24 protein-coding genes are annotated in these 25,872 nt (G+C 73.3%); 18 read left to right on the forward strand and 6 right to left on the reverse strand.

All coding sequences use genetic code 11. From position 1 onward, the window contains the following. Positions 1-218: 218 nt before the first annotated feature. The 3 genes from ACGFI1_RS09585 to ACGFI1_RS09595 all read right to left on the reverse strand — a co-directional run bounded on the left by ACGFI1_RS09585 (position 219) and on the right by ACGFI1_RS09595 (position 2,190). Entirely contained in the window at positions 219-1,562 is a 1,344-nt protein-coding gene (locus tag ACGFI1_RS09585) for a hypothetical protein (protein ID WP_301174170.1), read from the reverse strand. Continuing rightward, entirely contained in the window at positions 1,562-1,783 is a 222-nt protein-coding gene (locus tag ACGFI1_RS09590; protein WP_138633140.1) for a hypothetical protein, read from the reverse strand. Before ACGFI1_RS09590 ends, ACGFI1_RS09585 begins: the two co-directional genes overlap by 1 nt. Before the next feature lie 119 nt (positions 1,784-1,902). Further along, the gene (locus ACGFI1_RS09595) at positions 1,903-2,190 is read right to left on the reverse strand and encodes a hypothetical protein (RefSeq protein ID WP_138633137.1); all 288 of its coding nucleotides are present in this window, start codon (positions 2,188-2,190) and stop codon (positions 1,903-1,905) included. 228 nt (positions 2,191-2,418) lie between these two features. On the opposite strand from ACGFI1_RS09595, the gene ACGFI1_RS09600 reads away from it, so the two are divergent. The 3 genes from ACGFI1_RS09600 to ACGFI1_RS09610 all read left to right on the forward strand — a co-directional run bounded on the left by ACGFI1_RS09600 (position 2,419) and on the right by ACGFI1_RS09610 (position 4,778). After that, positions 2,419-2,955, forward strand: coding sequence for a ferritin-like domain-containing protein (locus ACGFI1_RS09600; RefSeq protein ID WP_138633134.1), 537 nt, complete (start codon positions 2,419-2,421; stop codon positions 2,953-2,955). A gap of 34 nt (positions 2,956-2,989) precedes the next feature. Then, positions 2,990-3,958, forward strand: a complete 969-nt coding sequence (locus ACGFI1_RS09605; protein ID WP_392784366.1) for a TIGR03557 family F420-dependent LLM class oxidoreductase — start codon at positions 2,990-2,992, stop codon at positions 3,956-3,958. 337 nt (positions 3,959-4,295) lie between these two features. After that, complete coding sequence (locus ACGFI1_RS09610; protein WP_387071621.1) at positions 4,296-4,778, forward strand: hypothetical protein; 483 nt, start codon at positions 4,296-4,298, stop codon at positions 4,776-4,778. A 129-nt stretch (positions 4,779-4,907) separates the two neighbouring features. Here ACGFI1_RS09610 and ACGFI1_RS09615 read toward each other — a convergent pair whose 3' ends face one another. Beyond that, complete coding sequence (locus ACGFI1_RS09615; RefSeq protein WP_392784369.1) at positions 4,908-7,187, reverse strand: PA domain-containing protein; 2,280 nt, start codon at positions 7,185-7,187, stop codon at positions 4,908-4,910. Between the two features lie 129 nt (positions 7,188-7,316). Here ACGFI1_RS09615 and ACGFI1_RS09620 point away from each other — a divergent pair, with 129 nt between their 5' ends. The 6 genes from ACGFI1_RS09620 to ACGFI1_RS09645 all read left to right on the forward strand — a co-directional run bounded on the left by ACGFI1_RS09620 (position 7,317) and on the right by ACGFI1_RS09645 (position 13,951). Next, positions 7,317-8,255 (forward strand): helix-turn-helix domain-containing protein, encoded by a 939-nt coding sequence (locus ACGFI1_RS09620; protein WP_392784371.1) that lies wholly within the window; start codon positions 7,317-7,319, stop codon positions 8,253-8,255. A gap of 132 nt (positions 8,256-8,387) precedes the next feature. After that, positions 8,388-9,935, forward strand: a complete 1,548-nt coding sequence (locus tag ACGFI1_RS09625) for an FAD-binding oxidoreductase (RefSeq protein ID WP_392784373.1) — start codon at positions 8,388-8,390, stop codon at positions 9,933-9,935. Positions 9,936-10,091: 156 nt separating this feature from the next. Then, positions 10,092-11,342 carry an alpha/beta hydrolase-fold protein gene (locus ACGFI1_RS09630; RefSeq protein WP_386867770.1) on the forward strand — a complete coding sequence of 417 codons (1,251 nt, stop codon included), beginning with the start codon at positions 10,092-10,094 and terminating at the stop codon, positions 11,340-11,342. Positions 11,343-11,457: 115 nt separating this feature from the next. Further along, positions 11,458-12,417, forward strand: coding sequence for a DUF5954 family protein (locus tag ACGFI1_RS09635; RefSeq protein ID WP_392784375.1), 960 nt, complete (start codon positions 11,458-11,460; stop codon positions 12,415-12,417). Between the two features lie 79 nt (positions 12,418-12,496). Next, on the forward strand, positions 12,497-13,054 hold the full coding sequence (locus tag ACGFI1_RS09640) for a hypothetical protein (protein WP_392784377.1): 558 nt from the start codon (positions 12,497-12,499) through the stop codon (positions 13,052-13,054). Positions 13,055-13,144: 90 nt separating this feature from the next. Further along, positions 13,145-13,951 (forward strand): VOC family protein, encoded by an 807-nt coding sequence (locus ACGFI1_RS09645; RefSeq protein ID WP_386867764.1) that lies wholly within the window; start codon positions 13,145-13,147, stop codon positions 13,949-13,951. Positions 13,952-13,999: 48 nt separating this feature from the next. On the opposite strand, the gene ACGFI1_RS09650 is transcribed toward ACGFI1_RS09645, so the two are convergent. Beyond that, on the reverse strand, positions 14,000-14,650 hold the full coding sequence (locus ACGFI1_RS09650; protein WP_392784379.1) for a TetR/AcrR family transcriptional regulator: 651 nt from the start codon (positions 14,648-14,650) through the stop codon (positions 14,000-14,002). A 138-nt stretch (positions 14,651-14,788) separates the two neighbouring features. Here ACGFI1_RS09650 and ACGFI1_RS09655 point away from each other — a divergent pair, with 138 nt between their 5' ends. The 6 genes from ACGFI1_RS09655 to ACGFI1_RS09680 all read left to right on the forward strand — a co-directional run bounded on the left by ACGFI1_RS09655 (position 14,789) and on the right by ACGFI1_RS09680 (position 20,747). After that, the gene (locus tag ACGFI1_RS09655; protein WP_392784380.1) at positions 14,789-16,009 is read left to right on the forward strand and encodes a YncE family protein; all 1,221 of its coding nucleotides are present in this window, start codon (positions 14,789-14,791) and stop codon (positions 16,007-16,009) included. A 153-nt stretch (positions 16,010-16,162) separates the two neighbouring features. Next, the gene (locus tag ACGFI1_RS09660) at positions 16,163-17,260 is read left to right on the forward strand and encodes an FUSC family protein (protein ID WP_386867760.1); all 1,098 of its coding nucleotides are present in this window, start codon (positions 16,163-16,165) and stop codon (positions 17,258-17,260) included. Positions 17,261-17,312: 52 nt separating this feature from the next. Further along, positions 17,313-18,053, forward strand: coding sequence for a PIG-L deacetylase family protein (locus tag ACGFI1_RS09665; RefSeq protein WP_392784383.1), 741 nt, complete (start codon positions 17,313-17,315; stop codon positions 18,051-18,053). Next, positions 18,050-18,757, forward strand: coding sequence for a 4-carboxy-4-hydroxy-2-oxoadipate aldolase/oxaloacetate decarboxylase (locus ACGFI1_RS09670; RefSeq protein ID WP_392784385.1), 708 nt, complete (start codon positions 18,050-18,052; stop codon positions 18,755-18,757). Before ACGFI1_RS09665 ends, ACGFI1_RS09670 begins: the two co-directional genes overlap by 4 nt. Continuing rightward, positions 18,754-19,797 (forward strand): 4-oxalomesaconate tautomerase, encoded by a 1,044-nt coding sequence (locus ACGFI1_RS09675; protein ID WP_392784387.1) that lies wholly within the window; start codon positions 18,754-18,756, stop codon positions 19,795-19,797. Before ACGFI1_RS09670 ends, ACGFI1_RS09675 begins: the two co-directional genes overlap by 4 nt. Beyond that, entirely contained in the window at positions 19,794-20,747 is a 954-nt protein-coding gene (locus ACGFI1_RS09680) for a catechol 2,3-dioxygenase (protein WP_386867753.1), read from the forward strand. The genes ACGFI1_RS09675 and ACGFI1_RS09680 overlap by 4 nt, the downstream gene beginning before the upstream one ends. Here the strand turns inward: ACGFI1_RS09680 and ACGFI1_RS09685 are convergent. Beyond that, positions 20,740-21,501 carry a DUF1932 domain-containing protein gene (locus tag ACGFI1_RS09685; protein WP_392784389.1) on the reverse strand — a complete coding sequence of 254 codons (762 nt, stop codon included), beginning with the start codon at positions 21,499-21,501 and terminating at the stop codon, positions 20,740-20,742. The genes ACGFI1_RS09680 and ACGFI1_RS09685 overlap by 8 nt on opposite strands. Positions 21,502-21,581: 80 nt before the next feature. On the opposite strand from ACGFI1_RS09685, the gene ACGFI1_RS09690 reads away from it, so the two are divergent. The 3 genes from ACGFI1_RS09690 to ACGFI1_RS09700 all read left to right on the forward strand — a co-directional run bounded on the left by ACGFI1_RS09690 (position 21,582) and on the right by ACGFI1_RS09700 (position 25,871). Continuing rightward, positions 21,582-22,214: a GntR family transcriptional regulator gene (locus tag ACGFI1_RS09690; RefSeq protein ID WP_387071655.1), complete on the forward strand. Its 633-nt coding sequence runs from the start codon at positions 21,582-21,584 to the stop codon at positions 22,212-22,214. 108 nt (positions 22,215-22,322) lie between these two features. Beyond that, positions 22,323-24,365 (forward strand): elongation factor G, encoded by a 2,043-nt coding sequence (fusA, locus tag ACGFI1_RS09695; RefSeq protein WP_392784392.1) that lies wholly within the window; start codon positions 22,323-22,325, stop codon positions 24,363-24,365. Between the two features lie 159 nt (positions 24,366-24,524). After that, positions 24,525-25,871 (forward strand): acetyl-CoA carboxylase biotin carboxylase subunit, encoded by a 1,347-nt coding sequence (locus ACGFI1_RS09700; RefSeq protein WP_386867745.1) that lies wholly within the window; start codon positions 24,525-24,527, stop codon positions 25,869-25,871. The last annotated feature ends 1 nt before the right edge of the window (position 25,872 follow it).

Below are 25,872 nucleotides of genomic sequence, written 5' to 3' on the forward strand. Positions count from 1 at the left end.
GGGAAAGGGGAGCGCCGTGGTGCGGTCTTTTCTCTCCCTGTGCGTGGTAGGTTCCCGTGCGCCGCCATTGTGAAGCGCCAACCAAATAACTGTATAAAATGCATTTTCCGGGCCCGGATACGCGCGATCCCGCCGTGCCGGGGCGCCCGTGATCCGGCCCCCGAACGCACGAACGCCGGACGCCCGCGGCGGGCGTCCGGCGCTCGTCCGGGCGTGGCTCAGGCGTCCGGCATCGGCTGGGGCGGGGGCCCCTGGATGTAGCGGACGGCCCACCGCACCAGCCGGCGGCCCACCCCGTACAGGATCAGCGCGACGCCGGCCAGCGGCAGGATCAGCAGGATGATCTGCAGCCCGGAGGTGACCAGCTGGAGCACCCCGGCCCCGTTCGCCGCCTCGGCGGCGAGCCGCCGCATCATCATCCAGTCCTTGCCGATCAGCGCCGGGACCTGGCTGATGATGAGGCCGATCTGGAACACCAGCACCGGTATGACGATCAGCACCCAGCACGTGACGAAGACCTGCGGCCAGCGCTTGAGCTCGTTCAGCCGGGCGTCGGGGCGGCGCAGCAGCGTCCGGCGCAGGATCGGCCCGATGTACTTGAACAGGTCGGGGATGCCGACCAGGTCGGACATGATGTAGTACCCGTCGAACCGGAGCGTCGGCAGGAGCTGCTGCATCATCTCCAGGTTGACGTAGAGCACGGCGACGAGCAGCGGCTCGAACCCCGTCTGCAGGTACGCCAGCGTCAGCCCCACCACGAAGATGGCGTTGAAGTACACCCCGGCCAGGTCGGCGCGCAGCCGCCCGGCCCGTCCGAGCCGGTACGACTCGGTGATGTCGGTGTAGAACGCGGGCCAGACCAGGTAGATCCCGCAGCCCATCACGCCCGGCCGGACGCCCCCGTACCGGCAGGCGGTGGCGTGCCCGACCTCGTGGAACGCGCAGGACGCGATGCCGAGACCGAGGATCAGCAGGATGCTCACCGGGTTCATGATCGCCGTGGTGATGGCGCCGGCCACCGAGTGGCTGGTGAGCAGCCAGCCCTCGCTGACCACGAACGCGGTGAGCATGACGGCGATCGCGACGGGCCGGAACAGCCAGCCGAACAGCCCGCCGACGAACCACGTGAACGACTCGGGCATGACCGCGACCCGCCACCGCAGCGCGAGCCACGGGTCGGCCTTGACGGGCGCGGGCGCCGTGCCGTCGCTGTAGGTGGTGACGCCGAGCGGCGCGAGCTTGCGGTCGGCCAGGTAGACGACCTGCTCGCCGGTGAGCTGGGCGCCGGCCTGTTCGGTGACGGCCGCGGCGACCCGGTCGAGCGCCTGCGCGGCGTCCGTGCCGGCGAGGTCGCGGTGGTCGTGCAGCGCCTTGGCGACGAGGAACAGCAGCGGCGGCAGCCGGACGAGCTGGCCGTCCGGCAGGCGCACGAGCTGCGGCGGCTCCCGGTAGCCGGAGTTCTTGAACTCGCCGACCAGCTCGGCGCCGTCGACGAGGGCGGGCAGGGTGAGGGCGGCGGGGGGCCCGCCGCCCGCCACGTCCGGGGTCGCGGGAGAGCCCATCAGTGGTGCTCGACCACGGTGGCCGGAACGCAGGTCATCGTGGAGTAGGCCGGCTGGGCGAGCAGCCCGCTGCCGAGCAGCCCGGTGGTGCCGGACGAGTACGTCGCCTGGCAGGCGTACATGACGACCGTGTCGCCACCGGAGGACAGCGCGAGCCGGGGCGGCAGGACCTCGCCGGAGAGCTGGTCCAGGTCGGTGTACGAGATTTTCCGAGGGTTCATGGCTCCCTTTCGGGATCAGTCCGCTGTCAGCGTTGCGTAGCAGGGAAAAGGGGGAAGGGCTGGCGCGCGAACGCCAGCCCTTCCGGTGCGGGCCGAAACCCGCGGTGTCAGACCTGAGCTCAGCCGTTGAGCGCGGTGTTGGCCGGGGTGCAGATCTGCGAGTTGGCGGCCGGCGCCGTCTGCCACAGGGTGAGGAGGCCCATCTGCGGCTGGTTGGAGTTGGCGGAGCAGGCGCTGGTGGTCACCGTGTGCCCGTCGCCGCCGTCGTGGCCGCCGTGGTTGGCGTTGAGGTTGAAGTTGTGGTTGTCGTCGTCGCCGCCACCGACGAGAAGGGTGGACAGCACGGCCCGCTCGGGCAGAACCTCGCCGGCCAGCTTGTCCAGCTCGGTGTAGCTGAAGGACTTCATGTGGTTCCTTTTCTTCCTTGTCACGCCCGGATCTCAAGGTGGATACCGGATGTCCCTTCCTCGCCACAGGTCGCAGCGAGGTAGCTCTACGTATAGCACGTGTGACGGTCCGTGGCCAACCATGCCGTGTCCAGCGGCTTCCGCGCGTCGTTTCGCGTGGCGGCGCATGAGGCCGCCCCGCTGGGTAGGACGGGCTACGCCCGCATGTGATCAGGAGGAGGACGGGGAATGGCCGACAGCAGCTTCAGCATCGACGTCGCGGCGATCCGGGACCGCGCCCGGCAGAAGATGGCGGACGGGCCGGTGACGGCCGGCTACGGAAGGAGCCCGGAGGAGGTCATCGGGGTCCTCAACGACGTCCTCGCCACCGAGATCGTGTGCTGGATGCGCTACGCGCAGCACGCGATCAGCGCGACCGGGATCGACCGGGCGCAGGTCGCCGCGGAGTTCCAGGAGCACGCCGAGGAGGAGCGCGACCACGCGATGCGCGCCGCGGAGCGCATCAGCCAGCTCGGCGGCGACCCCGACTTCGACCCGGAGACCCTCGCCCGGCGCTCCCACACCACGTACACGACGTTCAACGACGGCGACCTGCGCGGCATGCTGCAGGAGAACCTCGTCGCCGAGCGGATCGTCATCGAGTCCTACCAGGAGATCATCCGCTGGCTCGGGGACGGCGACGTCACGACGCGGCGCATCATGGAGCACATCCTCGCCGAGGAGGAGGAGCACGCCGACGACCTGATGGACCTGCTGGGCAACTGAGGGTTCACCCGGTGCACGCGGGTATGCGAGCCGCATGGACTTCGGATACTCGCTGCTCTGCGAGCAGACACCGCCCAAGCAGCTCATCAGCGACGGCGTGGAGGCCGAGGAGGCCGGCTTCGACTACGTCACCATCTCCGATCACTACTTCCCGTGGCTGGAGGACCAGGGGCACTCGGCCTACGCGTGGTCGGTGCTCGGCGCGCTGGCCCACGCCACCCACCGGGTGCCGCTGATCACGCTGGTGACGTGCCCGACGATGCGCTACCACCCGGCCGTGGTGGCGCAGAAGGCCGCGACGATGGGCGTGCTGTCGGACGGCCGGTTCATCCTCGGCCTCGGCGCGGGGGAGAACCTGAACGAGCACGTCGTCGGGCGGGACTGGCCGCCGGTGGACGTCCGGCACGCCATGTTCGGCGAGGCCGTCGACATCATCCGGAGGCTGTTCGGCGGCGGCTACGTCAACTACCGGGGCGAGCACTACCGGGTGGACTCGGCGAAGCTCTACGACCTGCCGGACCGGCCCGTCCCGATCGGGATGGCGGCGTTCGGCCCGCAGGCCGGGCGGCTCGCGGCCGAGCACGCGGACATCCTGATGTCCGACCAGCCCGTCGGCGACGTCGTCCGGCTCTTCGGCGAGCAGGGCGGCGCCGGCAAGCCCGTCTACGGCATGATCCCGGTCGCGTTCGGCGAGGACCGCGACGAGTGCGAGCGGCGCGCCCACCGGATCTGGAGGTTCTCGGCGCCGGCCTGGAAGGTGATGTCGGAGCTGCCCGGCCCGGTGAACTTCGAGGCGGCGACGAAGACGGTCCGGCCGGAGGACGTCGTGGCGTCGGTCCCGTGCGGTGACGACGGCGACGACTACGTCCAGGCCGTCCAGCAGTGGGCCGACGCGGGCTTCACCCACATCTCGTTCTGCCAGTCCGGCGCGGACCGCCAGAAGGACTTCCGCACGTGGGCGGAGGCGGACCTGCTGCCTGTCCTCCGCGAGCGCTTCGGCTGACGCGCGGCGGCCGATCGCGCGTTTCCGCGGAGCCGGGTCGGGGGCGCTAACGGACGTTCATTACGCCGAGTTGCGGACGCCCTAAGAAAGAGGAGCAGAAGATCTCCGTCCGATCATTGACCGGCCGGGGAATTTTACTTATCTTCTGCATAGAACGCGTTCTACTTGGAGCCGCCGGTGCCCGCGCGAGGAAGCGCGACGGCGCCCGGCTCCCGGCCCCCGGTTCGGCGCCGCCACGCCCCTTGGCCAGGGCGGGGCGGACGCGCGAGGCGGCGGGCCTCCCACCCCGTATCTCCGGGTGCAGGCGCGACGCCCACCGTTCGAAATGAGGACTCCCTTGTCCCGCATCACGAAGCCGGCCGCGATCGCCTCGATCACGGCCGCGGCCGCCGTCGCCGTCGCCATGACCGCCACCCCCGCGCTGGCCTGGACGGCCGGCGACTTCACGGCCACCCTCAACGGGAACATGACCATCAACGCAGGGGTCTCCGCCACCTGCACCAGCTCGACCCTGTCCGGCACGATCGCCTCCGACGGCACGCTGTCGATCACCTCGGCATCCGTGGGCGGCTGCGGCGTCACGGTCACGCCGCAGAACCTGCCCTGGACCGGCAAGCTCGACGGCGGCGTCGCGACCATCAACGGGTTCGCGATGAGCGCCATCGGCTGCACCTACGGCGGCAACCTGTCCGGCACCTTCACCGGCTCCGACCTGCCGGTGACCGCCACGTTCGCGAACCAGACCGTCCGCAAGACCAGCGGCTGGCTCTGCCCCGACCCCGCGACCGTGTCGGCCAAGTACGACTTCGCCGCCTCCTGACCCGGTGGTGCGCGGCCGGCCCGACGTCACCGGCCGCGCACCTCACCGCACCTCACCGCACCGCACCACACCGCCCCGCACCGCGGCCCCGGCGCCTCGCCGGGGCCGCGGTGCGGGACGCGTCCGCCGTCAGCGCAGCTCGTAGGCGCGGATGACCTCCTGGGTCACCGCGCTTCCCCGCGCGTCCTCGGCGGTGACCCGGAGGGAGACCGCTCCCTTGCCGCGCAGCCGCGCGGAACCGTCCCGCACCGGGACGTCCGTCCACGTCGCACCGTCGTCGAAGGACGCCTGCAGTGACAGGCGCTTGAGGCGCGCGGAGGAGCCGTCCTGGTGGCGGACGGCCAGCCGCAGCGTTCTAGAACGTGTTCTGTTACGGACATCAAGAGAGGCGTCGTATTCCACCTGGAGAAGCGGCAGGACGGTGACGTCCGAGGTGCGCGCGGAACGGAACGTCCAGGACGTCGCGGTACGCGTGGACAGTGCGGCCCATGGGGCGTTGTTGGCGAAGTCGTATTCCACGCGGTATTCGGCGTCGTCCGGCGTCGTCGTCAGCGTGCCGTTCGCGCGGTACGGAGTCTGGGCGATGAGTTCGCCGTTCCGGTATACGCGGAAATCGGTGGTGAATCCATTCGCGAATGAACTGGAATAGGCGTCGGAGAAGTTGCGCGCGGCGTCCACCATCCCCACGTGCAGGCCGATCTGGTCGCCGGCGCGGACGATCGGGTCCAGCGCGTTGATCCCGCCGGTGAGCGGGGCCCTGCCCCAGGAGTGCGGGTCGCGGTCGCGCGGCTCGTACGACGACCACTTCGTCTCGCCGAGCACGAGGTGCGGCGTCTCCGGGCCGGGGAAGGCGTTGTTGTACGGTTGCTCCGGTGTGATCGCCATCGCCGACCACTGGGTCTGCGAGTCGGCCGATACGTACTCCGTGCGCGTCCTGGGCGTGCCCGTTACCGGGTTGCTGTAGGCGATCGCGAACTCTTCCCAGGGGCGCTTGCCGTAGCGCGCGAAGGTCATGGAGCCGCCGCCGTGGTAGGCGCCGTCGACGCGCGCGAGGTCCCGCGTGCGGACGACATGGCCGAGGTCCCGGGGAATCTGCCCGGTCTCCGGGAGAACCAGGTCGTACTGGTACGGGCTGTTCGCGACGCCCTTGGCGGTCACAGTGGCGTGCTTCTGTCGCAGCAGGGCCAGCCCCTCTTCCCGAGACAGCCGGACGGTCGGGACCCGCAACTGGGCCCCGTAGCCGCCGGGATCGTCGTTCACCCCGGGCACGTCGTTGTAGACGGCGACCATCCTGGCGCCCGCCTTGGCGGCCCTGTTGGCCTGCTCGGCGACGGGCACGCCGTCCTTGCGCTCGACGAGGGCCAGGGCGCCGCGCAGACCGGCGCCGGAGGCGTCCCCGTCCGCGACCCGCATGCTGACCGTGCCGTCCAGGCGGGGGAACTGGTCGGAGGTGTCGCTGAAGTAGCCCGCGGGGTAGTACGAGGGGTGCAGGGAGCGCCCCCGCGCCCGCATGGTGACGTCCGGCGCCTCCAGCCGCCACCGCGTGTAGACCTCGAACGTGCCGGTACGGACCTTCCGGGTCGGCTGCAGGAACACCCGCTGCTCCAGCGTCGCGCCGGCGTTCATGTAGACGCCCTCGTCCACCGCCGAGCCGTTCGCGGGGCCGCGGGTCCACATCAGGTGGCTGATCGCTCCGACGTTCGGGGCGGTCGCGTGGTCGGGCGTCCGGACCGTCACCTCCTCGGCCTTGCGCGCGTCGAGGACGATCTCGGTGTCCCCGGTGATCTCGATCTCCGGGTCCCCGACGAGGCTGTAGTTGAGCGGCTTCCCGGTGCCGGTCGCGGGCGCCCACGAAGGCATCGTCTTGACGACGCCCATCACTGAGTACGTCCCCGGCCGCAGCCGTATGCAGTTCGAGTCGTTCCAGCGCTCGTCGGTGCACGGGGCGTCGGCGGAACCGGGCAGCGGCCGGTGCGCGTTGCCGAGCGCCGCGTCCTTGACGTTCACGAAGCCGACTGTGCCGGGCCCAGGCCGCCCGTCCCGCGCGATGCTCCGCACCCGCACGGTGACCAGGTCCTCCGCCGGCGCCGCCGACGCAGTGGGTGCGGAGGCGCGGCGCTCGTGCAGCGCCGTCACGTTGTACCGCTCCGGATCATCGGTGAGCCGGTCGTCCGGGACGACGTACAGGTCCCCGCCGCTGTGCCGGACCGAGAACGCGGGGGCGCGTCCCGGTGCGGGCGCCACCGTCGCGGCCCCGCCCGCGACGCGCACCGCGTCGCCGGTGGGCAGCGTGACGTCATAGGCTCCGGCGTCGGCGCGCAGCGCGGCCGGCGGCCCGGTCTCCGCCGCCGCGGGCGCCGCGAGCCCGAGGGCGCCGAGCGCCAGGGCCGCCGCGGTCTTCAGCCACATGGCCATCCCTCCCCAAGAAGTGGATCTTGATTGTCGGGCCGCCGCCCGGCGGCGATCCAGGGACGGCGGTGGCGGCTTCCGCCATGGCGGGAACCCGCCAAACGGCCAGGGAGCCCCTACATTTAGGACGTGTCCGATTCGCCGCTGCTGGAGGGGCTCGGCGTGGCCGCCGCCGAGGAGTCGGCCTACCGCGCCCTGCTGCGGGAGGGACCGTCCACCCTCGCCGACCTCGCCGCGCGGCACGGCACGTCGGTCGCCGCCCTGCGCCGCCTCCTACCCCGCCTGGAGGAACTCGGCCTCGTGACCCGGCTCGCCGGACGCCCGCTGCGCCTCCTCGCCACCCCGCCGCACGTCGCGGTCGAGGCCCTCGTCGCGAGCCGCCAGGAGGAGATCGCGCGCAGCCGCGCCGCGATCGGCCCGCTGCTGGCCGAGGCCGCCCCGCACCCCGAGGAGCTCGTCGAGGTCGTCAGCGGGCGCACCGCCGTGGCCCGCCGCTACCTGCAGCTCCTGCGCGGCGCCCGGGAGGAGCTGCGCGTCCTCGTCCAGCCGCCGTTCGCCACGGACGCCGCGCTCTCCGGCGCCGAGCAGGAGCGCACGATGCGCCGCGGCATCCGGGTGCGCGGCATCTACGGCGCCGAGGCGCTCGACCAGCCGCACGCCCTGGAGGAGATCCGCCGCGCCGCCGCGTCCGGCGAGGAGGCCCGGCTCGGCGCCGTCCCCATCAAGCTCGCCATCGCCGACGGCCGCACCGCGATGCTCCCGCTGACCTCCGAGCACGCGAGCAGCGTCGACAGCTCCCTCGTCGTCCACCCCTCGGCCCTGCTGGACGCGCTCGTCTCCCTCTTCGAGGCCCTGTGGCGCACCGCCCTCCCGCTGCCCGGCGGCGACGCCCCGGACGACGCCGTCCTCACCCTCCTCGCCGCGGGCCTCACCGACGAGGCCATCGCGCGCCGCCTGTCCATCAGCACCCGCACCGTCCAGCGCCGCGTCCGCGAACTCTGCGACCGCCTCGGCGCCCGCACCCGCTTCCAGGCCGGCGCCCTCTCCGTCCGCCCGCCGGAAGGCTGACCCCGGCGCCGGAGTGCCCGCTCGTGGACCTCTCTGACGCGATAACCACCTGTATCCGACCGACTACCCGGCGGGGTGGCTGGGAAGGGTTCTTCGCGTCCCCTGTCCCGGATGCGCGGAGGCGTTGCGGTCATGAGCGAGCTGTCGACACTGCCGACCACGGTCGTGCGGCCCGGTGACAAGAGGTACCCGGCGCTGTGTCGAGGGTTCAACCAGCGGTGGATCGCGGCGCCCGAGTACGTGCGGCTGGTGCGGACGCCGGAGGAGGCGCGGGCGGCGCTCGCCGAGGCGGTGCGGGAGGAGCCGGGCGACCCGGGGCGGGCGCGGATCGCCGTGCGCAGCGGCGGGCACTGCTACGAGGACTTCGTGTGCGGCTCGGACGTGCGGGCCATCCTGGACGTGAGCCCGATGTGCGGGGTGTCCTACGACGAGGCCATGAAGGCGTACTGCGTCGAGGCCGGGGCGACGAACGGGCACGTCTACGGACGGCTGTATCCCGTCACCGGGAAGGTGCTGCCGGGCGGGTCGTGCTTCTCCGTGGGGCTGGGCGGCCACATACCGGCCGGCGGGTTCGGGCTGCTGTCGCGCCAGCACGGGCTCACCGTCGACTACCTCTACGCGGTGGAGGCGGCGGTGGTGGACGCGGAGAAGAACGTCAAGCTGGTGGTGGCGCGGCGCGACGATCCGGACCCCCGGCTGCGCCAGTTGTGGTGGGCGCACACCGGAGGCGGCGGCGGGAACTTCGGCGTGGCCACCCGGTTCTGGTTCCGGGGGCTGCCGCAGCCGCCCGAGCAGGTGCTGCTGACCGCCCTGGCCTGGGACTGGGCGGACCTCGGCGAGGACGACTTCGGCGCGCTGGTCACGGCGTTCGGGGAGTACTTCCGCGACCACCAGGACCCGTCGGCGGCGACCGGGAAGCTGTTCGCGATGCTCAAGCTCAACCATGCGGGCCACGGGCAGATCGGGCTGGTCGCCCAGGTGGACGCCGACGACCCCGACGGGCCGCCGGCGATGGCCGACTTCGTCGCGGCCCTCGACGGGCGGGTCCGGCCGTCCGCGACGAGGATGCGGTCGGTGACGGGCGAGCACTTCGCCGACCTGGACACGCCGCGCACGATGCCCTGGCTGACCGCCGCGCGGGCACTGGACTCCAGCGGCGGCAATCGGTGCGGGAAACACAAGTCCGCCTATCTGTGGAAGCCTTTCAGCGACCGGCAGATCGCCGCGATGTGGGCGCATCTCGGCGACGGGAAGTACCCCGGCCATCGCGACGGGCGGGCGCTGATCCAGGTCGACTCGTACGGCGGCGCCGTCAACAGGCCGCTGCACGGCACCGCGGTGCGGCAGCGCGACTCGATTCTGAAACTGCAATTCCAGGTCTACTGGGCGGAGCAGGACTCCCGCGGGGACGCCCACATCGCCTGGATACGCGACGCCTACGGGGCGGTGTTCGAGGAGACCGGCGGCGTGCCCGTCGCCGGCGGCGAGTACACCGACGGCTGTTACATCGGGTATCCGGACGCCGATCTCGGTGATCATCGCTGGAACCGGTCGGGGCAGTCCTGGGAGACGCTCTACTACAAGGACGCCTATCCGGAACTCCAGGACGCCAAGCGGTTCTGGGACCCGTGCGAGGTGTTCCGGCACGCCCAGTCGATCCGCCCCGGAACGGGGGAGTGACCGGGGTCACGTCACGGAAAGCGAGGGGCGGCCGCGCGTTACCGTCTCGCCTTTATTGCATTTACTGCCAATACTTGCGGCTGTGACTCCGGGGACAGTAGTTTCTTCGGACGAGCAGGGCGTCGGGCCCGGGGGGCCTGAGCGGCTGGGGAGTCCATGAAGAAGCGTACCGACCGGAAGATCGCCATCGCGGGCACCGCGGCCGCCGCCGTGCTGCTGCCCACCGTCATGGTCGGCCTCGCGCAGGCCGGCATCGGCGTGCCGACGGGCAGGTCGGAGGCGTCGGGCGACTCCCAGCCGATCCCCTCGTTCGGGCCCCCGACGCAGCAGGCGCCGCCCGCGTCGGCGTCGCCGAGCACGTCGCCGAAGCCGGCGAAGCTGCCGAGCGTGCCGCTGAACAGCAACCCGTTCAAGACGGGCGGCGGCAAGCCGTCCGTCAGCGACCCCGACACCGACCGCCGCAGCCACGGCAAGAAGCCGCACCTGCCGGCCGGCTCCGCGGCCAGCAAGTACGCCAAGGCCCCCGACGGCGCCGCCATCACCGAGGTGCGGAAGGTCAGGACGCGGCAGTACGACATCACGATCGCCTCTCCGGCGCTCGGCGCGGCCGTGAAGACCCGGGTGATGGTCCCGAAGGGCTGGACGTCCAAGTCCACCCGCAAGTGGCCGACCGTGTACGCCTACCACGGCGGCAACAACACCTACCTGTCCTGGACCAGGGACTCCAACATCGCGGAGGTCGTCGGTCCGTACGACGCGATGGTCGTGATGCCCGACGGCGGCTGGAACGGCTCGTACACCAACTGGTGGAACGGCGGCAAGGGCGGCATCCCCGAGTGGGAGACCTTCCACATCGCCGAGGTCATCCCGCTGATGGAGCGCAACTTCGGCGCCGGGCAGGTGCGCGCGGCGATCGGCCTGTCGTCCGGCGGGCAGGGCGCCATCACCTACGCCGAGCGGCACCCCGGCATGTTCAAGTACGCCGCGTCCTACAGCGGCGCCCTCAACATCACCGCGCCGGGCATGCCGGCCATCCTCACGTCGATGAACCGGCAGGCGGGCACCGCCATCTGGGGCGACCCGGTCATCGCGCGGGCGAACTGGCGGGCGCACGACGCGACCGTCAACGTGGCCAAGCTGAAGGGCATCGGCGTCTACGTCTCCTGCGGCGACGGCCGGCCCGGCCCCTTCGACAACCCGAACACCCCGCCGCTCGACGGCGGCCGGGTCGGCGAGCAGCTCGCCGGGACGATGAACCAGAACTTCGTCGCCGCGGCGAAGCGCGAGGGCGTCCCGATCACCGCGAACCTCTACGGGCCCGGCATGCACAACTGGAAGTACTGGAAGCGCGAGCTGGTCAGGAGCTGGCCCGGCATCGCCGCGGCCATCGGCGCCCGCAAGTCCTGAGCGGCGGCCCCGAATTCGAGCGGCGGCCGGGCCGTAGCGCCCGACCGTAATTACTGACCGACCGGAATCGCCGAAACACGAGCGGTGAGCGTCCCTCCCCTGTGACCATGGGGGCATGAGGGGCAGTGATGGAGCGGCCCTCGCCGGCGGGCTCCCGCTCTCGCCGCCGGCGAGCGGAGCGGCGCGGCTCGGTGAGGTGCGCGCCCGGCTGGCGTATCCCGCGGTGCGCTGGTGCGGCGCCACGTACGGCGTGATGGAGCGGGTGCCCGCCGGCTGGATGATGTCCGGGATGGAGCGGGCGACGCCGCAGGACGCCCGCGACTCGCTCGGCTGGTGGCTGCGACGGCTGGCCGACGACCCCGGCGTGCCCGCGGCGGTCCGCGCGGCGTACCGGCGCGGCGCGGACCGGCTCGACCGCGACCGGCCGGACGAGCTGACCGTCGCCGGGCGGCTGTTCCGGGTGGTGCGCGCCGACCGGTTCTGCCGGTGCGGCGCGGACGGTCCGGAACCGCCCCGGCCCGGCGATCCCGACGCGCTCCCCGAGCCGCGCACCCGCCGCGACGCCGGCCGGTTCGACCACGGTCTGCTCCCGGACACGCCCGCGCCGGGGCCCGCGGCCCCGCCCGGGGACGCGTGGCTCCCCGCGGGGCCGGCGGTGCCGCCCGAGCTGGCCGGGGACGCCCGCCGCGCGCTCGCCACCCACCCCCGGGCCGTCCGGCTGCCGACCCGGTTCACCGTCGCCGAACTCGGCGCCGACGGCCCGTTCCTGCACGGCCCGTTCCTGCACGGCCCGTTCCTGCACAGTCCGGCCGCCGTGCGCGAGCACCTCGCCGCGTACTTCGACCTCGTCGTGCCGCTGCTGGACGGGCCGTCCCCCGGCGATGTCGCCGCCTACCGGGCGGCGGCGCGGCTGCTGCGCGACGGCACGCGGCGCACCGAGGTCGGCGTCCGCGGCCGCCGCTTCCGGGTGGTCCGCGTCGAGTACGTCGTGCGCCGCGGCCCGGACGGCCCCGAGCCGCCCCGGCCGTCCGAGCGCGACCTGGAGGAACCGGTCACCGGCCGCCCCTCGCGCTGACCCGGCCCCGCGCTGACCCTGCCCCGCACTGAACCGGAGGCCGCGCGGGGCCGGGGGAGGAGGGGTAGCGTGGCGGGCGATGAAGGGATTCGCGCGGCGGGAGTTCCAGCTCGTCCTGCTCCGCCGCATGGCCGACTACCAGCCCGGCATGGTCGAGGACGCGGTGCGCGCGCTCGGCGCGTCCCGCACCGAGATGCGGGAGGCCAACGCACGCTGGCAGCGCATCCTGCGGTCCCGGACGTTCCCGCGCGGCAGGCGCCGCTACGAGGCCGTCCTCGGCCCGCCCGCCGGCACGGCGGAGCGGCGCGTCGGCGACGTCGCCTGCGCGACCGCGTGGTGGCCGCCGCTGCCGCTGTGGCCGGGGCTCCGCTTCGAGATCATGATGGCGCCGGACGGCTCGGTCGTGCAGGAGTGGCTCGTCCGGGACGACGCCGCCCCCGTGCCGCGGCTCGCCGGCGTCGACGACCTCGTCCCCTGGTCGTGCGTGGTGGGCGACGTCGACGCGCGGTTCGGCGCGGTGGCCCACCAGGACGGCGACGCGCCGAGCCGCTGGCACGCCACCATCACGCTGCCGGACGGTGACCGGTATGTCGCCCATTTCGTGTGGGGTCTCCTCCAGACGGTGGTGAGCGTCTGAGACCGCTTTGAGCGATCTTGGCGATTCCGGACAGCGCAGATTGCGCGCCCCTCCCTACGGTGGGGGCATGCGAGCTGTCAGAGGCCGGCGATGCCCGAGGTGACCTCCTACGCCCCGGGCTTCCCGACCTGGGTGGAGCTGGCCAGCCCCGCCCCGGAGACCTCGAAGCGGTTCTACTGCGACCTGTTCGGGTGGCACTCCTACACGCTGACCGTCGACATCGGCGACTACGAGATCTTCACCCTCGGCGGTGTCCAGGGGCCGGAGGTCGGCGGGATGCAGGCCCTTGCCGACGACACCCTGCCCTCGTCCTGGACGTGCTACTTCCGCAGCGACGACGTCGAGGCGTCGGTGGAGGCCGTGCAGTCGGCGGGCGGCCTGGTCCTGGTGGAGCCGACCGACATCGCCAACCTCGGGCGGATGGCGCTGTGCTCGGACCCGGAGGGCGCCGACTTCGCCTTCTGGTACCCGTACCACCTGCAGGGCGCCGGGGTGCAGGACGAGCCGTCCGCGATGTGCTGGGTGGAGCTGGCGTCCCGCGACGTCGAGCAGGCGCGCCGCTTCTACGGCGAGGTCTTCGGCTGGCGGCCCGTGGACCGCGACTACTACACCGCCGGCTACACCGACTGGAAGATCGGCGACTGGTCCGTCGCGGGCATGGTGCCGATGGGCCAGCACTGGCCGCCCGACTACCCGCCCCACTGGATCCCCTACTACTGGGTGGCCGACTGCGACGAGGTCGCGACCAAGGCCGTCGAGCTGGGCGGCCGGGTGCGGGTGCCGCCGAGCGACATCGAGCTGGGCCGCTTCGCCATCATCACCGACCCGACCGACGCCCGGCTGGCCTTCATCGCCCCGACCGTCCGCGACGTCACCGAGACGCGGACGCGGCCCTGACGCCCCTGCGCCTCAGCCCGCGCCGGCGCCTCAGCCCGCCCCGGTGCCTCAGCCCGCGTCGGGGGCGTGCAGCCGGCCGAGGAGCATCAGCACCAGCTCGTCGATGACCTCGTCGAGGGTGGCGTCGACCCAGCCGGCGCTCCAGTCGTGCAGGAGCCCGTTGATGCTGCCGATGAAGGCGGTCGCGGCGATCCGGTAGTCGCGGTCCGGGATCTCGCCGCGCGCGGCGGCGGCCGCCGCCTCCGCACAGATGAAGTCGACCCAGCCGGCGCGGCGGGTGAGGCGCTGCCGGTCCAGCCGGGGGCTGACCCCGACGATCTCGACGAAGGCGATCCGGATGCGGGCCCGATCGGCGGTGATGGCGGCGGCGTAGGCGCGGAAGAGCCGGGCCGTGCGCGCGGCGAGGCCGAGGCCCTCGACGGACGGCAGCGCCTCGACGACCGCGCGCTCGGCGGTGTCGTTGACCTCCAGGTGCAGTTCGGCGAGCAGGTCCTCCAGGGTGCGGAACTCCTCGTAGAACTGGCGGGTGGACAGCCCGGCGGCCTCGCTCAGCGCGGCGACGGTGGTGCCGCGGTAGCCGGGGCCGCGGCCGAACATCTCCAGCCCGGCGTCCAGGAACCGGCGGCGCCGCTCGGCGCGCCGCTCGGCCGCGGACCTGCCGCCGTACCGGCCGGTCGGACTCGCGCGCCTGCCCGCCACGTCGCTCCTCCCCGCCCCTCGGATCGCATTTTCCCCCATCTTGGGTCTTGTGTCGCACATCACCCTGCATTACTGTCCAGTAACCAAGTCGGAACACGGTCGTTTTCAGACCGAGGCACACCCCCGCAGGAGGACGCGATGCCTTCCCGACGTCTCCGCCGACGCACCGCGCTGCTCGGCTGCGCCGTGCTGGCGGCGACCGCGATATCCGGCGCGCCGCCCGCGCAGGCCCGGCCGGCCGAGGCGCCGGCGCTGCGCGACGTGATGGCCGTCGGCAACGGCCAGGGCGGCACCGTCAGCTTCATCGACACCGCCACCTACCGGAACCTCGGCTCCATCAACGTCGTCCCGGACCTGCAAGAGCGCCTCGACTCGATGAACATCGTCGAGCGGATCGGCTACGAGGCCGTCAACGCCGCGCAGGGCTACCGCAAGCTCGTCGACGACATGGCCGTCTCCCCGGACGGCACGACCCTCTACATCTCGCGCGGCGTGCTGTCGGACGCCGTCGCGTTCGACATCGCCACCAAGAAGATGCTGTGGCGGCACAAGACCGAGGGCTTCAAGGCCGACCACGCGGCGCTGTCGGCGGACGGGAGGCAGTTCGTCGTCTCGGCCACCACCGCGAGCAAGGCCGAGGTCATCGACACCGCCACCGGGAAGCTCCTGACGAGCTTCGCCACCGGCGCCTACCCGCACGCGAACGACTACTCGCCCGACGGGACGGTCCTCTACAACTCCAGCATCGGCATCACCTCGCTGCCGAAGCTGCTGAACGGCCTCAAGGGGGCGAGGGCCGTGACGGCGGTGGACGCGAAGACGTTCAAGCCGCTGCGCACCTACACCTTCGAGTACGGGATCCGCCCGGCGGTGTTCACCCGCGACAACAGGACGATGTACGCGCAGCTGTCCTACCTCAACGGGTTCATCGAGTACGACCTGGCGGCCGGTAAGACCACCCGGACGGTGAACATGCCGTTCAGCGACAAGGCCGCCAAGATGAAGCCGGACGACTACCCGCAGAACTCCGCGCACCACGGCATGGCGATGAACGCCGACGAGTCCAAGCTGTGCGTGGCCGGGACGATCGACGACTACGTCTCCATCGTCTCCCGTCCCGGCCTGACCACGGACGGGACCGTCCACTACGCCACCGACGCGCTGCCGTACTGGACGCAGACCAGCCCCAACGGCCGCGACTGCTTCGTCTCGCTCGCCGAGGACGACCAGATCTCCGTCGTCGACTACCGCACCGCCAAGGAGGTCGCCCGCATCGACGTCGGACGCTTCCCGCAGCGGGAGCGGGCCGCCAAGCTCACCCCGGCCGCCCTCGCCGGCCTGGACCCGGCCAAGGGCTGACCCCCGGGCGGGCCTGCCCCTGGGTCCGCCCCCGGGCCCGCCCCCCGGGCCCGCTCCGAGACCGGCCGCCGCGCGCCCCGCCGCCACCCACATCCCGGCGGGCCGCGCGGCGGCCCCATGATTGGGCGCGCGGGCGCGGGGAACCGCCATGCGATGCCGACCGGAGGACTTCGAAGCCGGCCGCTGCCCTTCGCGGGGCGCCGCTACTGGGCGGAGCGGGCGAGGCTGACCGCCAAGGCCGTCGTCGCGGCCGTCGTCGCGTGGCTGATCGCCAAGTACCCGGTCGGGCACCCCCAGCCGTACTTCGCGCCGCTGGCCGCGCTGCTCGGGGTGTACCCGTCGGTCGTCCGGTCGGTCCGGGAGAGCGTGGCGTACGGCGCCGGGTTCGTGATCGGCGCCGGGCTCGCGATCCCGGTCGGGCTGCTGCTCGGCCCCACCACGCTCGGCATCGCGGTCGTGCTCGTCCTGGCGATGATGGCCTCCGGGTGGCGGCGGCTCGGCGACCAGTCGTCCCAGGTCGCGTTCACCGCGCTGTTCGCGCTGCTGCTCGGCGGCCACGACGTCGTCGGCTACACGCTGCCGCGGCTGGGCGACGTCGCGCTCGGGCTGGCGGTCGGCCTGATCGTGAACGCGACGCTCTTCCCGCCGCTGTACCTGCGCCGCGCCGAGTACGCCGTGCGGGAGGTGCGGGACGCGCTCGCCGACGCCCTCGACGCCCTTGCCGCCGAGGCCGCCGAGGAGGAGGGCGGCCGGGCGCGCTGGGACGAGCGCGAGACGCGGCTGGCCAGGGTGCAGGAGGAGGCGCGGTACTCGCTGGAGCAGGGCGAGGAGAGCCTGCGCGCCAACCCGCGCGCGAAGCTGCGCGGCTACCCGCTGCGCTGGCAGGGCCACCGCGACCGGTGGCCGGCGCCGCGCGAGCTGAACATGCTCGACCACACGGCCGCCTACGCCCGGTCGATCTCCGGGACGCTCCGCCAGCTCGACGGGGACGGCGAGGACGCGGCCGAGCCCGGGCTCGGCGCGCGGTTCCGGCGTGCCTACGCCGACCTGCTGCGCGGCCTCGCGGGGATCGTCTGCGAGCTGCCGGGGACGCCGGAGGAGGAGGCGCTCGCCGCGGTGGAGCGGATCCAGCGCCGCCTGGAGGAACCGCACCTCGGACCGGGCACGGACGCCCCCGGACTGTGGGACCCGCAGAAGGAGCTCCTGCGGCTGAGCCGGCTGCTGCTGGACGGCCTGCGCGCACCGGGCTAGCTTGTCCGCAGAATTGTTGACAATTTGGGTGACAAGATGAAGGGTGCGACCCATGAGTCCTTCCGCCTCGTCCGGCCCCCTCCTCGTCATCAGCGCCCACGCGGGCGACTTCGTCTGGCGCGCCGCCGGCGCGATCGCGCTGGCCGCCGCGCGCGGCGACCGCACCAAGGTCGTGTGCCTCAGCTACGGCGAGCGCGGCGAGTCCGCCCGCGCGTGGCGCGAGGGGAAGCGGCTGGAGGAGATCAAGAGGCTGCGCCGGGACGAGGCCGAGGCCGCCGCCGCGGAGCTGGGCGCCGAGATCGAGTTCCTGGACGCCGGCGACTACCCGCTCGTGGAGTCGCCGGAGCTGGTCGACCGCCTGGTCCGCGTCTACCGGGACGTCGAGCCGGCCGTCGTCCTGACCCACACCCTCGCCGACCCCTACAACGGCGACCACCCGGCGGCGGCGCGGATGGCGCTGCAGGCGCGCGTGCTCGCGCAGGCGATCGGCTACGACGCGCCGGGGGAGCCGCTCGGGGCGCCGCCGGTGTTCTTCTTCGAACCGCACCAGCCGGAGCAGTGCGACTTCAAGCCGAACGTGCTGCTCGACATCACCTCCGTCTTCGATAAGAAGCGCAAGGCGATGGAGTGCCTGCCCGCGCAGGTCCACATGTGGGACTACTACACCGACCTCGCCAAGCGGCGCGGCGTCCAGCTGAAGCGCAACGCGGGCCCGAACCTCGGGCTGCCGCACGACACCCGCGCCGAGGCGTTCGTCCGGCTGTACCCGCAGACCACGACGGAGCTGGCATGAGGACCGTCGTCGTCACGAACCCGCCGCGCGCCGACGCCGCCGCGGTGGACGCCCTCGCCGGGTACGGCGTCGCGACCGTCCACGAGGCTATGGGCCGCACCGGCTACCTGGGCCCGTCGATCCGGCCGGTGCACCTCGGGTCGCGGATCGCCGGGACGGCGGTGACCGTCCTCGCGTGGCCGGGCGACAACCTGATGATCCATGTCGCGGTCGAGCAGTGCCGCCCCGGCGACGTGCTGGCGGTCACCACGACCTCGCCGTCCACCGACGGCATGTTCGGCGAGCTGTTCGCGACCGCGCTCCAGCACCGGGGCGTGCGCGGGCTCGTCATCAACGCGGGCGTGCGGGACGTCGCCGACCTGCACGCGATGGGCTTCCCGGTCTGGTCGGCGGCCGTCAGCGCGCAGGGCACGGTGAAGGCCACGCCCGGCGCGGTGAACGTGCCGATCACGATCGGCGGGCAGGTCATCCGGCCGGGCGACGTGCTGCTCGCCGACGACGACGGGGTCGTCCGCGTCGCGCGGGAGTCCGCCGCCGAGGCGGTGCGGGCCGCGCGGGCCCGCGAGGAGAAGGAGGCCGCGACCCGCGCCGCCTTCCAGCGGGGCGAACTCGGCCTCGACCGGTACGGCCTGCGGGCCCGGCTCGCCGGGATGGGCATCGAGTACGTCGACCACGCCGACTACATCGGGCACGGGGACGCATGAGCGGCGTCCGCTGCATGATGATGCGGGGCGGTACGTCCAAGGGCGCCTACTTCCTCGCCGGGGACCTGCCGTCCGACCCGGCCGAGCGCGACGGCCTGCTGCTGCGCATCATGGGCACCCCCGACCCGCGGCAGATCGACGGCATCGGCGGCGCGCACCCGCTGGCCAGCAAGGTCGCGGTCGTGTCGCCGTCCGCGGGCCCGGACGCCGACGTCGACTACCTGTTCCTCCAGCTCGGCGTCGAGGAGCCGGCGGTCTCCGACCGGCAGAACTGCGGGAACCTGCTCGCCGGCGTCGGCCCGTTCGCCGTCGAGCGCGGGCTCGTGCCGGCGGGCGGCGACTCGACGAGCGTCCGGATCCGCATGGTCAACTCCGGCGGCGTCGCGACCGCGACGTTCCCGACGCCGGGCGGCGCCGTCGACTACGCCGGCGGCACCGCGATCTCCGGCGTGCCCGGCACGGCGGCGCGGATCGACCTCGACTTCGCCGGGACGGCGGGCTCGGCGTGCGGGGCGCTGCTGCCGACCGGCCGCGTCCGCGACGTGGTCGGCGGCATCGAGGTCACCTGTATCGACAACGGGATGCCGGTCGTGGTCGCCGCCGCGCCCGACCTCGGGGTCACCGGCTACGAGACCGACCTGTCCCACCTGCGCGACCGGATCCAGGCGCTGCGGCTCGCGGCGGGCGAGCTGATGGGCCTCGGCGACGTCGCCGTCAGCTCGATCCCGAAGACGACCCTCGTCGCGCCGCCCCGCGACGGCGGGACGATCTGCACCCGCACGTTCATCCCGCTGCGGATGCACGCCTCGATCGGCGTCCTCGGCGCCGTCACCGTCGCCACGGCGCTGCTGCTGGACGGCGCCGTCGGCCGCGACCTCGCCGAGCTCCCGCCGCCCGGCGCCCCCCTGAGCATCGAGCACCCGGCCGGCCGGCTGGACGCGGCGGTCGAGCTCGACGGCACGGCCGTCCGGCGCGCCGCCGTCGTCCGGACCGCGCGCAAACTCTTCGACGGAACCGTCTTCCCCCGGAGTTCCCCATGAGCCTCAAGCACGAGATCGCCCACGTCGCGCACGTCGAGCTGCTCACCCCCGAGCCCGACAAGAGCCTGTGGTTCTTCACCCGCGTCATGGGCCTCACCGAGGTCGGCGCCGAGGGCGACTCGGTGTACCTGCGGACCTGGGACGACTACGAGCACCACACCCTCAAGCTCACCGCGCACACCACGTCCGGCATCCGGCGGACCGGTCTGCGCGCGTCCTCCCCGGAGGCGCTCGACCGGCGCGTCCGGGCGATCGAGGACGCGGGGCTCGGCATCGGCTGGCGGGACGGCGACCCCGGCCTCGGCCCGACCTACGTCTTCCGCGACCCCGACGGGCACGAGCTGGAGATCTACTGGGAGTCGGAGTGGTACGAGGCGCCGCCGGAGCTGGCGCCGTCGCTGAAGAACCAGGCGCAGGCGTACCCGGCGATGGGCGTGTGCGTCCGCCGCCTCGACCACGTCAACTTCCTGGCCGCCGACGTGGAGCCCAGCACCGGCTTCGTGCGGGACGTGCTCGGCGCGCACCCGACCGAGCAGATCCGGCTGGACGACGGCACCATCGGCGCGCGGTGGCTGACCTTCACCAACAAGTCCTACGACCTCGTCTACACGCGGGACTGGACGCGCAGCAACGGCCGCCTGCACCACATCGCGTTCGCGACCGACACCCGCGAGGACATCCTCCGCGCCGCCGACATCTTCCTCGACAACGGCGTCTTCATCGAGACCGGGCCGCACAAGCACGCCATCCAGCAGACGTTCTTCCTCTACGTCTACGAGCCGGGCGGCAACCGCGTCGAGCTGTGCAATCCGTGCGCCCGGCTCGTCCTCGCGCCCGACTGGAAGACGATCACCTGGACGGAGGCCGAGCGCGCGAAGGGCCAGGCGTGGGGGCTGAAGACGATCGAGTCGTTCCACACCCACGGCACCCCGCCGGTGGACGTCAGCTAGCCAGGCGGCGCAGCAGGTCGCGGCTCGCGGCGGCGATCGCGGGCGGGACGTCCAGCTCCGCCAGCATGGTCGCCGCCGCCTCCATCTCGGCGGCGCGCCGGACGGCGTGCTTGCGGGTGCCGCTGACCAGCCGGTCCACGGTGTGCTCGCCGGCGGCGGTCAGCTCCTCGACGATGTTCGCGCGGAGCCAGTCCTCGCAGCCGGCGGCCCGCGCGGCTTCGAGGGCCTCGACGACCGCCCCGGCGAGGCCCTTGAAGAACACGCTGCGCAGCAGCTTGCGCTCCGCGGCGAGCCCGGCGGGACCGTCCATCACCTGGACCTCGGCGCCGAGCGGGCCGAGGACGTCCGCGACCCGGGCGGCGCCGGCGCCGCTGACCAGTAGCGGGGTGCGGAGCCCGCGCCCCGGCACCGGCGCCATGATCGCCACGTCGGCGAACCGGACGCCGCGCTCCCGCGCGACCGCGTCGAGTTCCCGCTTCAGGCCGGGGGAGCCGGTGTTCAGGTCGGCCCAGACGGCGCCGTCGCCGACCGCCCCGGCACCGGCCCTGAGCGCGGCGGCGGCGTCGTGCGCGCTGTTGACGCTCAGCACGAGATCGGCCCCGGCCGCGGCGTCCGCCTCGCTCCGGCAGGCCGCCATGCCGTCCGGCGCGGGGACGGCCGGGTCGTAGGCCCGCACGGTCGCGCCCGCCGCGGCGAGGTCGGCCGCGATGGCGCCGCCCGCCTCGCCCAGTCCCAGTACGGCGACGATGGGCATGCCGCTCTCCTCCCTGCCGAGATGTCCCGCACCGGCTACCCTAGATCAGCGACAAAAATGGCGACAATCCGGGAGTGCCGGTGTCCGACGTGGTGAACGGGATCCGCGAGGCGATCCTGAGCGGCCGGTTCGTGCCGAACCAGCGGCTGATCGAGGCGGACCTGTCCGAGGAGTTCGCCGCGAGCCGCGCCGGGGTCCGCGCGGCCCTCGCCGAGCTGGCCGGCGAGGGGCTCATCGAGCGCGTGCAGAACCGCGGCGCCCGCGTCCGCGCGGTGTCCCTGGCGGAGGCCGTCGAGATCTCCGAGGTCCGGATGGTGGTCGAGGGCCTGTGCGCCGCGAAGGCCGCCGCGCGCGCCACCGCCGCCGACACCGCCGAGCTGCGGGAGATCGGGGAGGAGATGCGCGCCGCCGTGGCGTCCGGCGACGTGCTCGGCTACTCCCGGCTGAACGAGCTCCTGCACCGCCGCGTCCGCGAGATCAGCGGGCAGCGGACGGCGGCCGGCGTCCTGGAGCGGCTGCGCGCGCAGAACGTCCGGCACCAGTTCCGGCTGGCCGTGCACCCCGGCCGGCCGCAGACCTCGCTGCCGCAGCACCTGGACATCATCGAGGCGATCGCCGCCGGCGACCCGGACGCCGCCGAGCGCGCCGCCCGCGCCCACCTGCGCAGCGTCATCGAGACCCTCCCGGAGGTCGAGCGCGGCACCGGCCCCTGACCGGGAAAACCCCTCGCGCCCGCGCGGCCCCGGCGGTTACCGTCGCGGATGCCGCGAAGGACGATCTTGTCCCGCGGCGGTCGTCATCGAGCGAAAAGGAGGATCCCGATGACAACCACCGCCCTTGCTCTCGCCAAGGTCCGCAACATCGGGATCATGGCGCACATTGACGCCGGCAAGACGACGACCGCCGAGCGGATCCTGTTCTTCACCGGCGTCTCCCACCGGATCGGCGAGGTCCACGACGGCGCCGCCGCGCTCGACCACCTCAAGCAGGAGCGCGACCGCGGCATCACGATCACCTCGGCCGCGACGACCTGCCACTGGGACGGCCACACGGTCAACCTGATCGACACGCCGGGCCACGTCGACTTCACCATCGAGGTCGAGCGGTGCCTGCGCGTCCTCGACGGGGCCGTGGCCGTGTTCGACGGCGTCGCGGGCGTCGAGCCGCAGTCGGAGACGGTGTGGCGGCAGGCCGACCGGTACGGCGTGCCGCGCGTCTGCTTCGTCAACAAGCTCGACCGCGCCGGCGCCGGCTACCACCGGTGCGTGGACATGATCCGCGAACGGCTCGGGGCCGTCCCGCTGGCCGTGCAGCTGCCGATCGGGGCCGAGGCCGGGTTCGAGGGCGTCGTCGACCTCGTCGCGATGCGGGCCCACGTCTGGCCCGATGAGCGGCACACGGTCGTGGACGTCCCGTCCGACCTGGCCGAGGACGCGCGGCGGTGGCGGCGCGCGCTCGTCGAGACGGTCGCCGAGCACGACGAGCAGGCCATGGCGCTGTACCTCGACGGCGTCGAGCCGTCCGAGGAGCAGTTGCACGCCGCGATCCGCCGGCTGACGGTCACGTCGGCCGCGACCCCGGTGCTGTGCGGCAGCGCGTTCAAGAACAAGGGCGTCCAACCCCTGCTGGACGCGGTGGTGCGGTACCTGCCGTCGCCGCTGGACGTCGCGCCGGTCTCCGGTGGGACGGTCTCCGGCGGGACGCCGGTCTCGGACGAGGCGCCGCTGGCCGCGCTCGCGTTCAAGGTCGTGACCGACCGGCACCTGGGCCGGTTCACCTTCGTCCGGATCTACTCCGGGCGCCTGGAGCCGGGGTCCGCGGTGCTGAACGGCGTCAAGGGCCGCAAGGAGCGGATCGGCAAGATCTACCGCGTCCACGCGGACAAGCGGGTGGAGATCGGCGCGGCGGGCGCGGGCGACATCGTCGCCGTCATGGGCCTCAAGCAGACCGCCACCGGCGAGACGCTGTGCGACCCCGCGCACCCGGTGGTCCTGGAGTCCATGGACTTCCCGGCCCCGGTCATCGAGGTCGCGATCGAGCCGAGGTCCCGGGGCGAGGTGGAGAAGCTCGGCGCGGCCGTTCACCGGCTGGCGGAGGAGGACCCGTCCCTCCAGGTCCGCGACGAGGACGGGCAGACCGTCATCGGCGGCATGGGGGAGCTCCACCTGGAGGTCCTCGTCGACCGCCTGAAGGAGGAGTTCCATGTCGAGGCCAACGTGGGCCGCCCCCGCGTCGCCTACCGCGAGACGATCCGCCGGGCGGTCGCGCGGGTCGACCTGACGCACCGCAAGCAGACGGGAGGCAAGGGCCAGTACGCGAAGGTGCAGATCGCCCTCGAACCCATCGAGGACGGGTACGAGTTCGTCAACCGGATCACCGGCGGGCGGATCCCGAAGGAGTTCGTCCCGTCCGTGGACGCGGGCTGCCAGGAGGCGCTGCGGACCGGCGCCGTCGCGGGCTACGCGATGACGGGCGTGCGGGTCGTCCTCACCGACGGCGACTTCCACCCGGTCGACTCGTCTGAGCTCGCCTTCAAGATCGCCGGTTCGCTGGCGGTCCGGGAGGCGCTCCGGCGCGCGTCCCCGGTGCTGCTCGAACCCGTGATGACCGTCGAGGTCACCACGCCCGAGGAGCACCTCGGCGCGGTCATCGGCGACCTCAACGGCCGCCGCGGCCGGGTCGAGGGGACGGGCGAGCGCGGCGGCGCCCGGACCGTCCAGGCCCTTGTCCCGCTGGCGGAGATGTTCGGCTACGTCGGAGACCTGCGCGGCATGACGTCCGGCCGCGGCGTCTTCACCATGCGGTTCGCGGCGCACGCCGAGGTCCCGCCCGCGGCCGCCGCGAAGATCGTCGCGGCGGGCTGAACGCGGCGGGCTGAGTGCGGCGTCCGGCCCCGCCCCCGGTCCCGGCCGGGGGCGGGGCCGGACGCACGTCCGCCGGCGAGGGGGCATGCGGCGGCGATCGGCACTAGTCTCTGCCGGGACGGGACGCCCGGTCCGGGCGCGCGCGAGGAGGAGGCCGCAGTGTTCGAGTCCGTGCTCGTGGCGAACCGCGGGGAGATCGCCGGCCGGATCCTGCGCACCGCGCGGGCGATGGGCCTCAAGGCCATCGCCGTGTACTCCGAGGCCGACGCCGACCTGCCGTTCGTCGCCGAGGCCGACGAGGCCGTCCTGATCGGCCCCGCCGACCCCGCCCGCGGCTACCTCAACGCCGCCGCGATCCTGGAGGCCGCGCACCGCACCAACGCGGGGGCCGTCCACCCGGGCGACGGCGTCCTCGCCGAGAGCGCCTCGTTCGCCCGGCAGGTCGCGGGCCGCGGCATGGTCTGGGTCGGCCCGCCGCCGTTCGCGGTCGCCCGGATGGGCGACAAGATCAACTCCCGGAACCTGATGAAGGAGGCCGGCGTCCCCGTCGCGCCCGGCGCGTGGGAGCCGGTCCCGGACGCCGGCACCGCCGCCGAGGAGGCCGCGCGCGTCGGCTACCCCGTGATGCTCAAGCCCGCCGCGGGCGACGGCGGCATCGGCCTGGCCGTCGCGCACGACGAGCGGTCCGTGCACGCCGCGTACGCGACCGCCCGCGCCGCCGCCGACAGCGTCTTCGGGCACGGCGAGGTCCTGCTGGAGCGGTACGTGCCGGGCGCCCTGCACATCGAGGTGCAGATCCTCGGCCTCGCGGACGGCACGGTGCTCGCGCTCGGCGAGCGCGACTGCTCCGTCCAGCGCCACTTCCAGAAGATCGTCGAGGAGACCCCGTCGCCGGGCCTGACCCCCGAGCTGCGGGCGCGCATGCTGGCGGCGGCCGTCCGCGCGGGGGAGACGGTCGGCTACCAGGGCGCCGGCAGCATCGAGTTCCTCGTCGACCCGGCCGCGCAGGAGTTCTACTTCCTGGAGATGAGCACCCGCCTGCCGTCCGGGCACATCGTGACCGAGATGGTCACCGGCATCGACCTCGTCGAGCAGCAGTTCCGGATCGCCGCCGGCGAGCCGGTCTCGTTCACCGCCGCCGAACCGCGCGGCCACGCGATCGCGTTCCGCGTCCACGCCGAGGACCCGCACCGCTTCCTGCCCGGCTCCGGCGAGATCAAGGTGTGGGAGGAGCCCGTCGGCGACGGCATCCGCATCGACGCCGGCTACGCCGAGGGCAACACCGTCACCCCGCACTACCACCCGCTGATCGCGAAGCTGTCCGTGCACGGCGCCGACCGCGCCCACGCGCTCGCCCTCGCCCGGGCGGCCGTCGACGCCTTCCGCATCGAGGGGCCGCCGACGAACCTGCCGTTCCTGCGCGAGCTGCTCGACCGCCGCGAGTTCGCGGACGGGACCTACGACACCGGGACCGTCGCCCGCATGCGCGCCGGCGGCCCGGCATAGG

The sequence above is a fragment of the Actinomadura geliboluensis genome (assembly GCF_043197915.1).
GTDB lineage: Bacteria > Actinomycetota > Actinomycetes > Streptosporangiales > Streptosporangiaceae > Spirillospora > Spirillospora geliboluensis.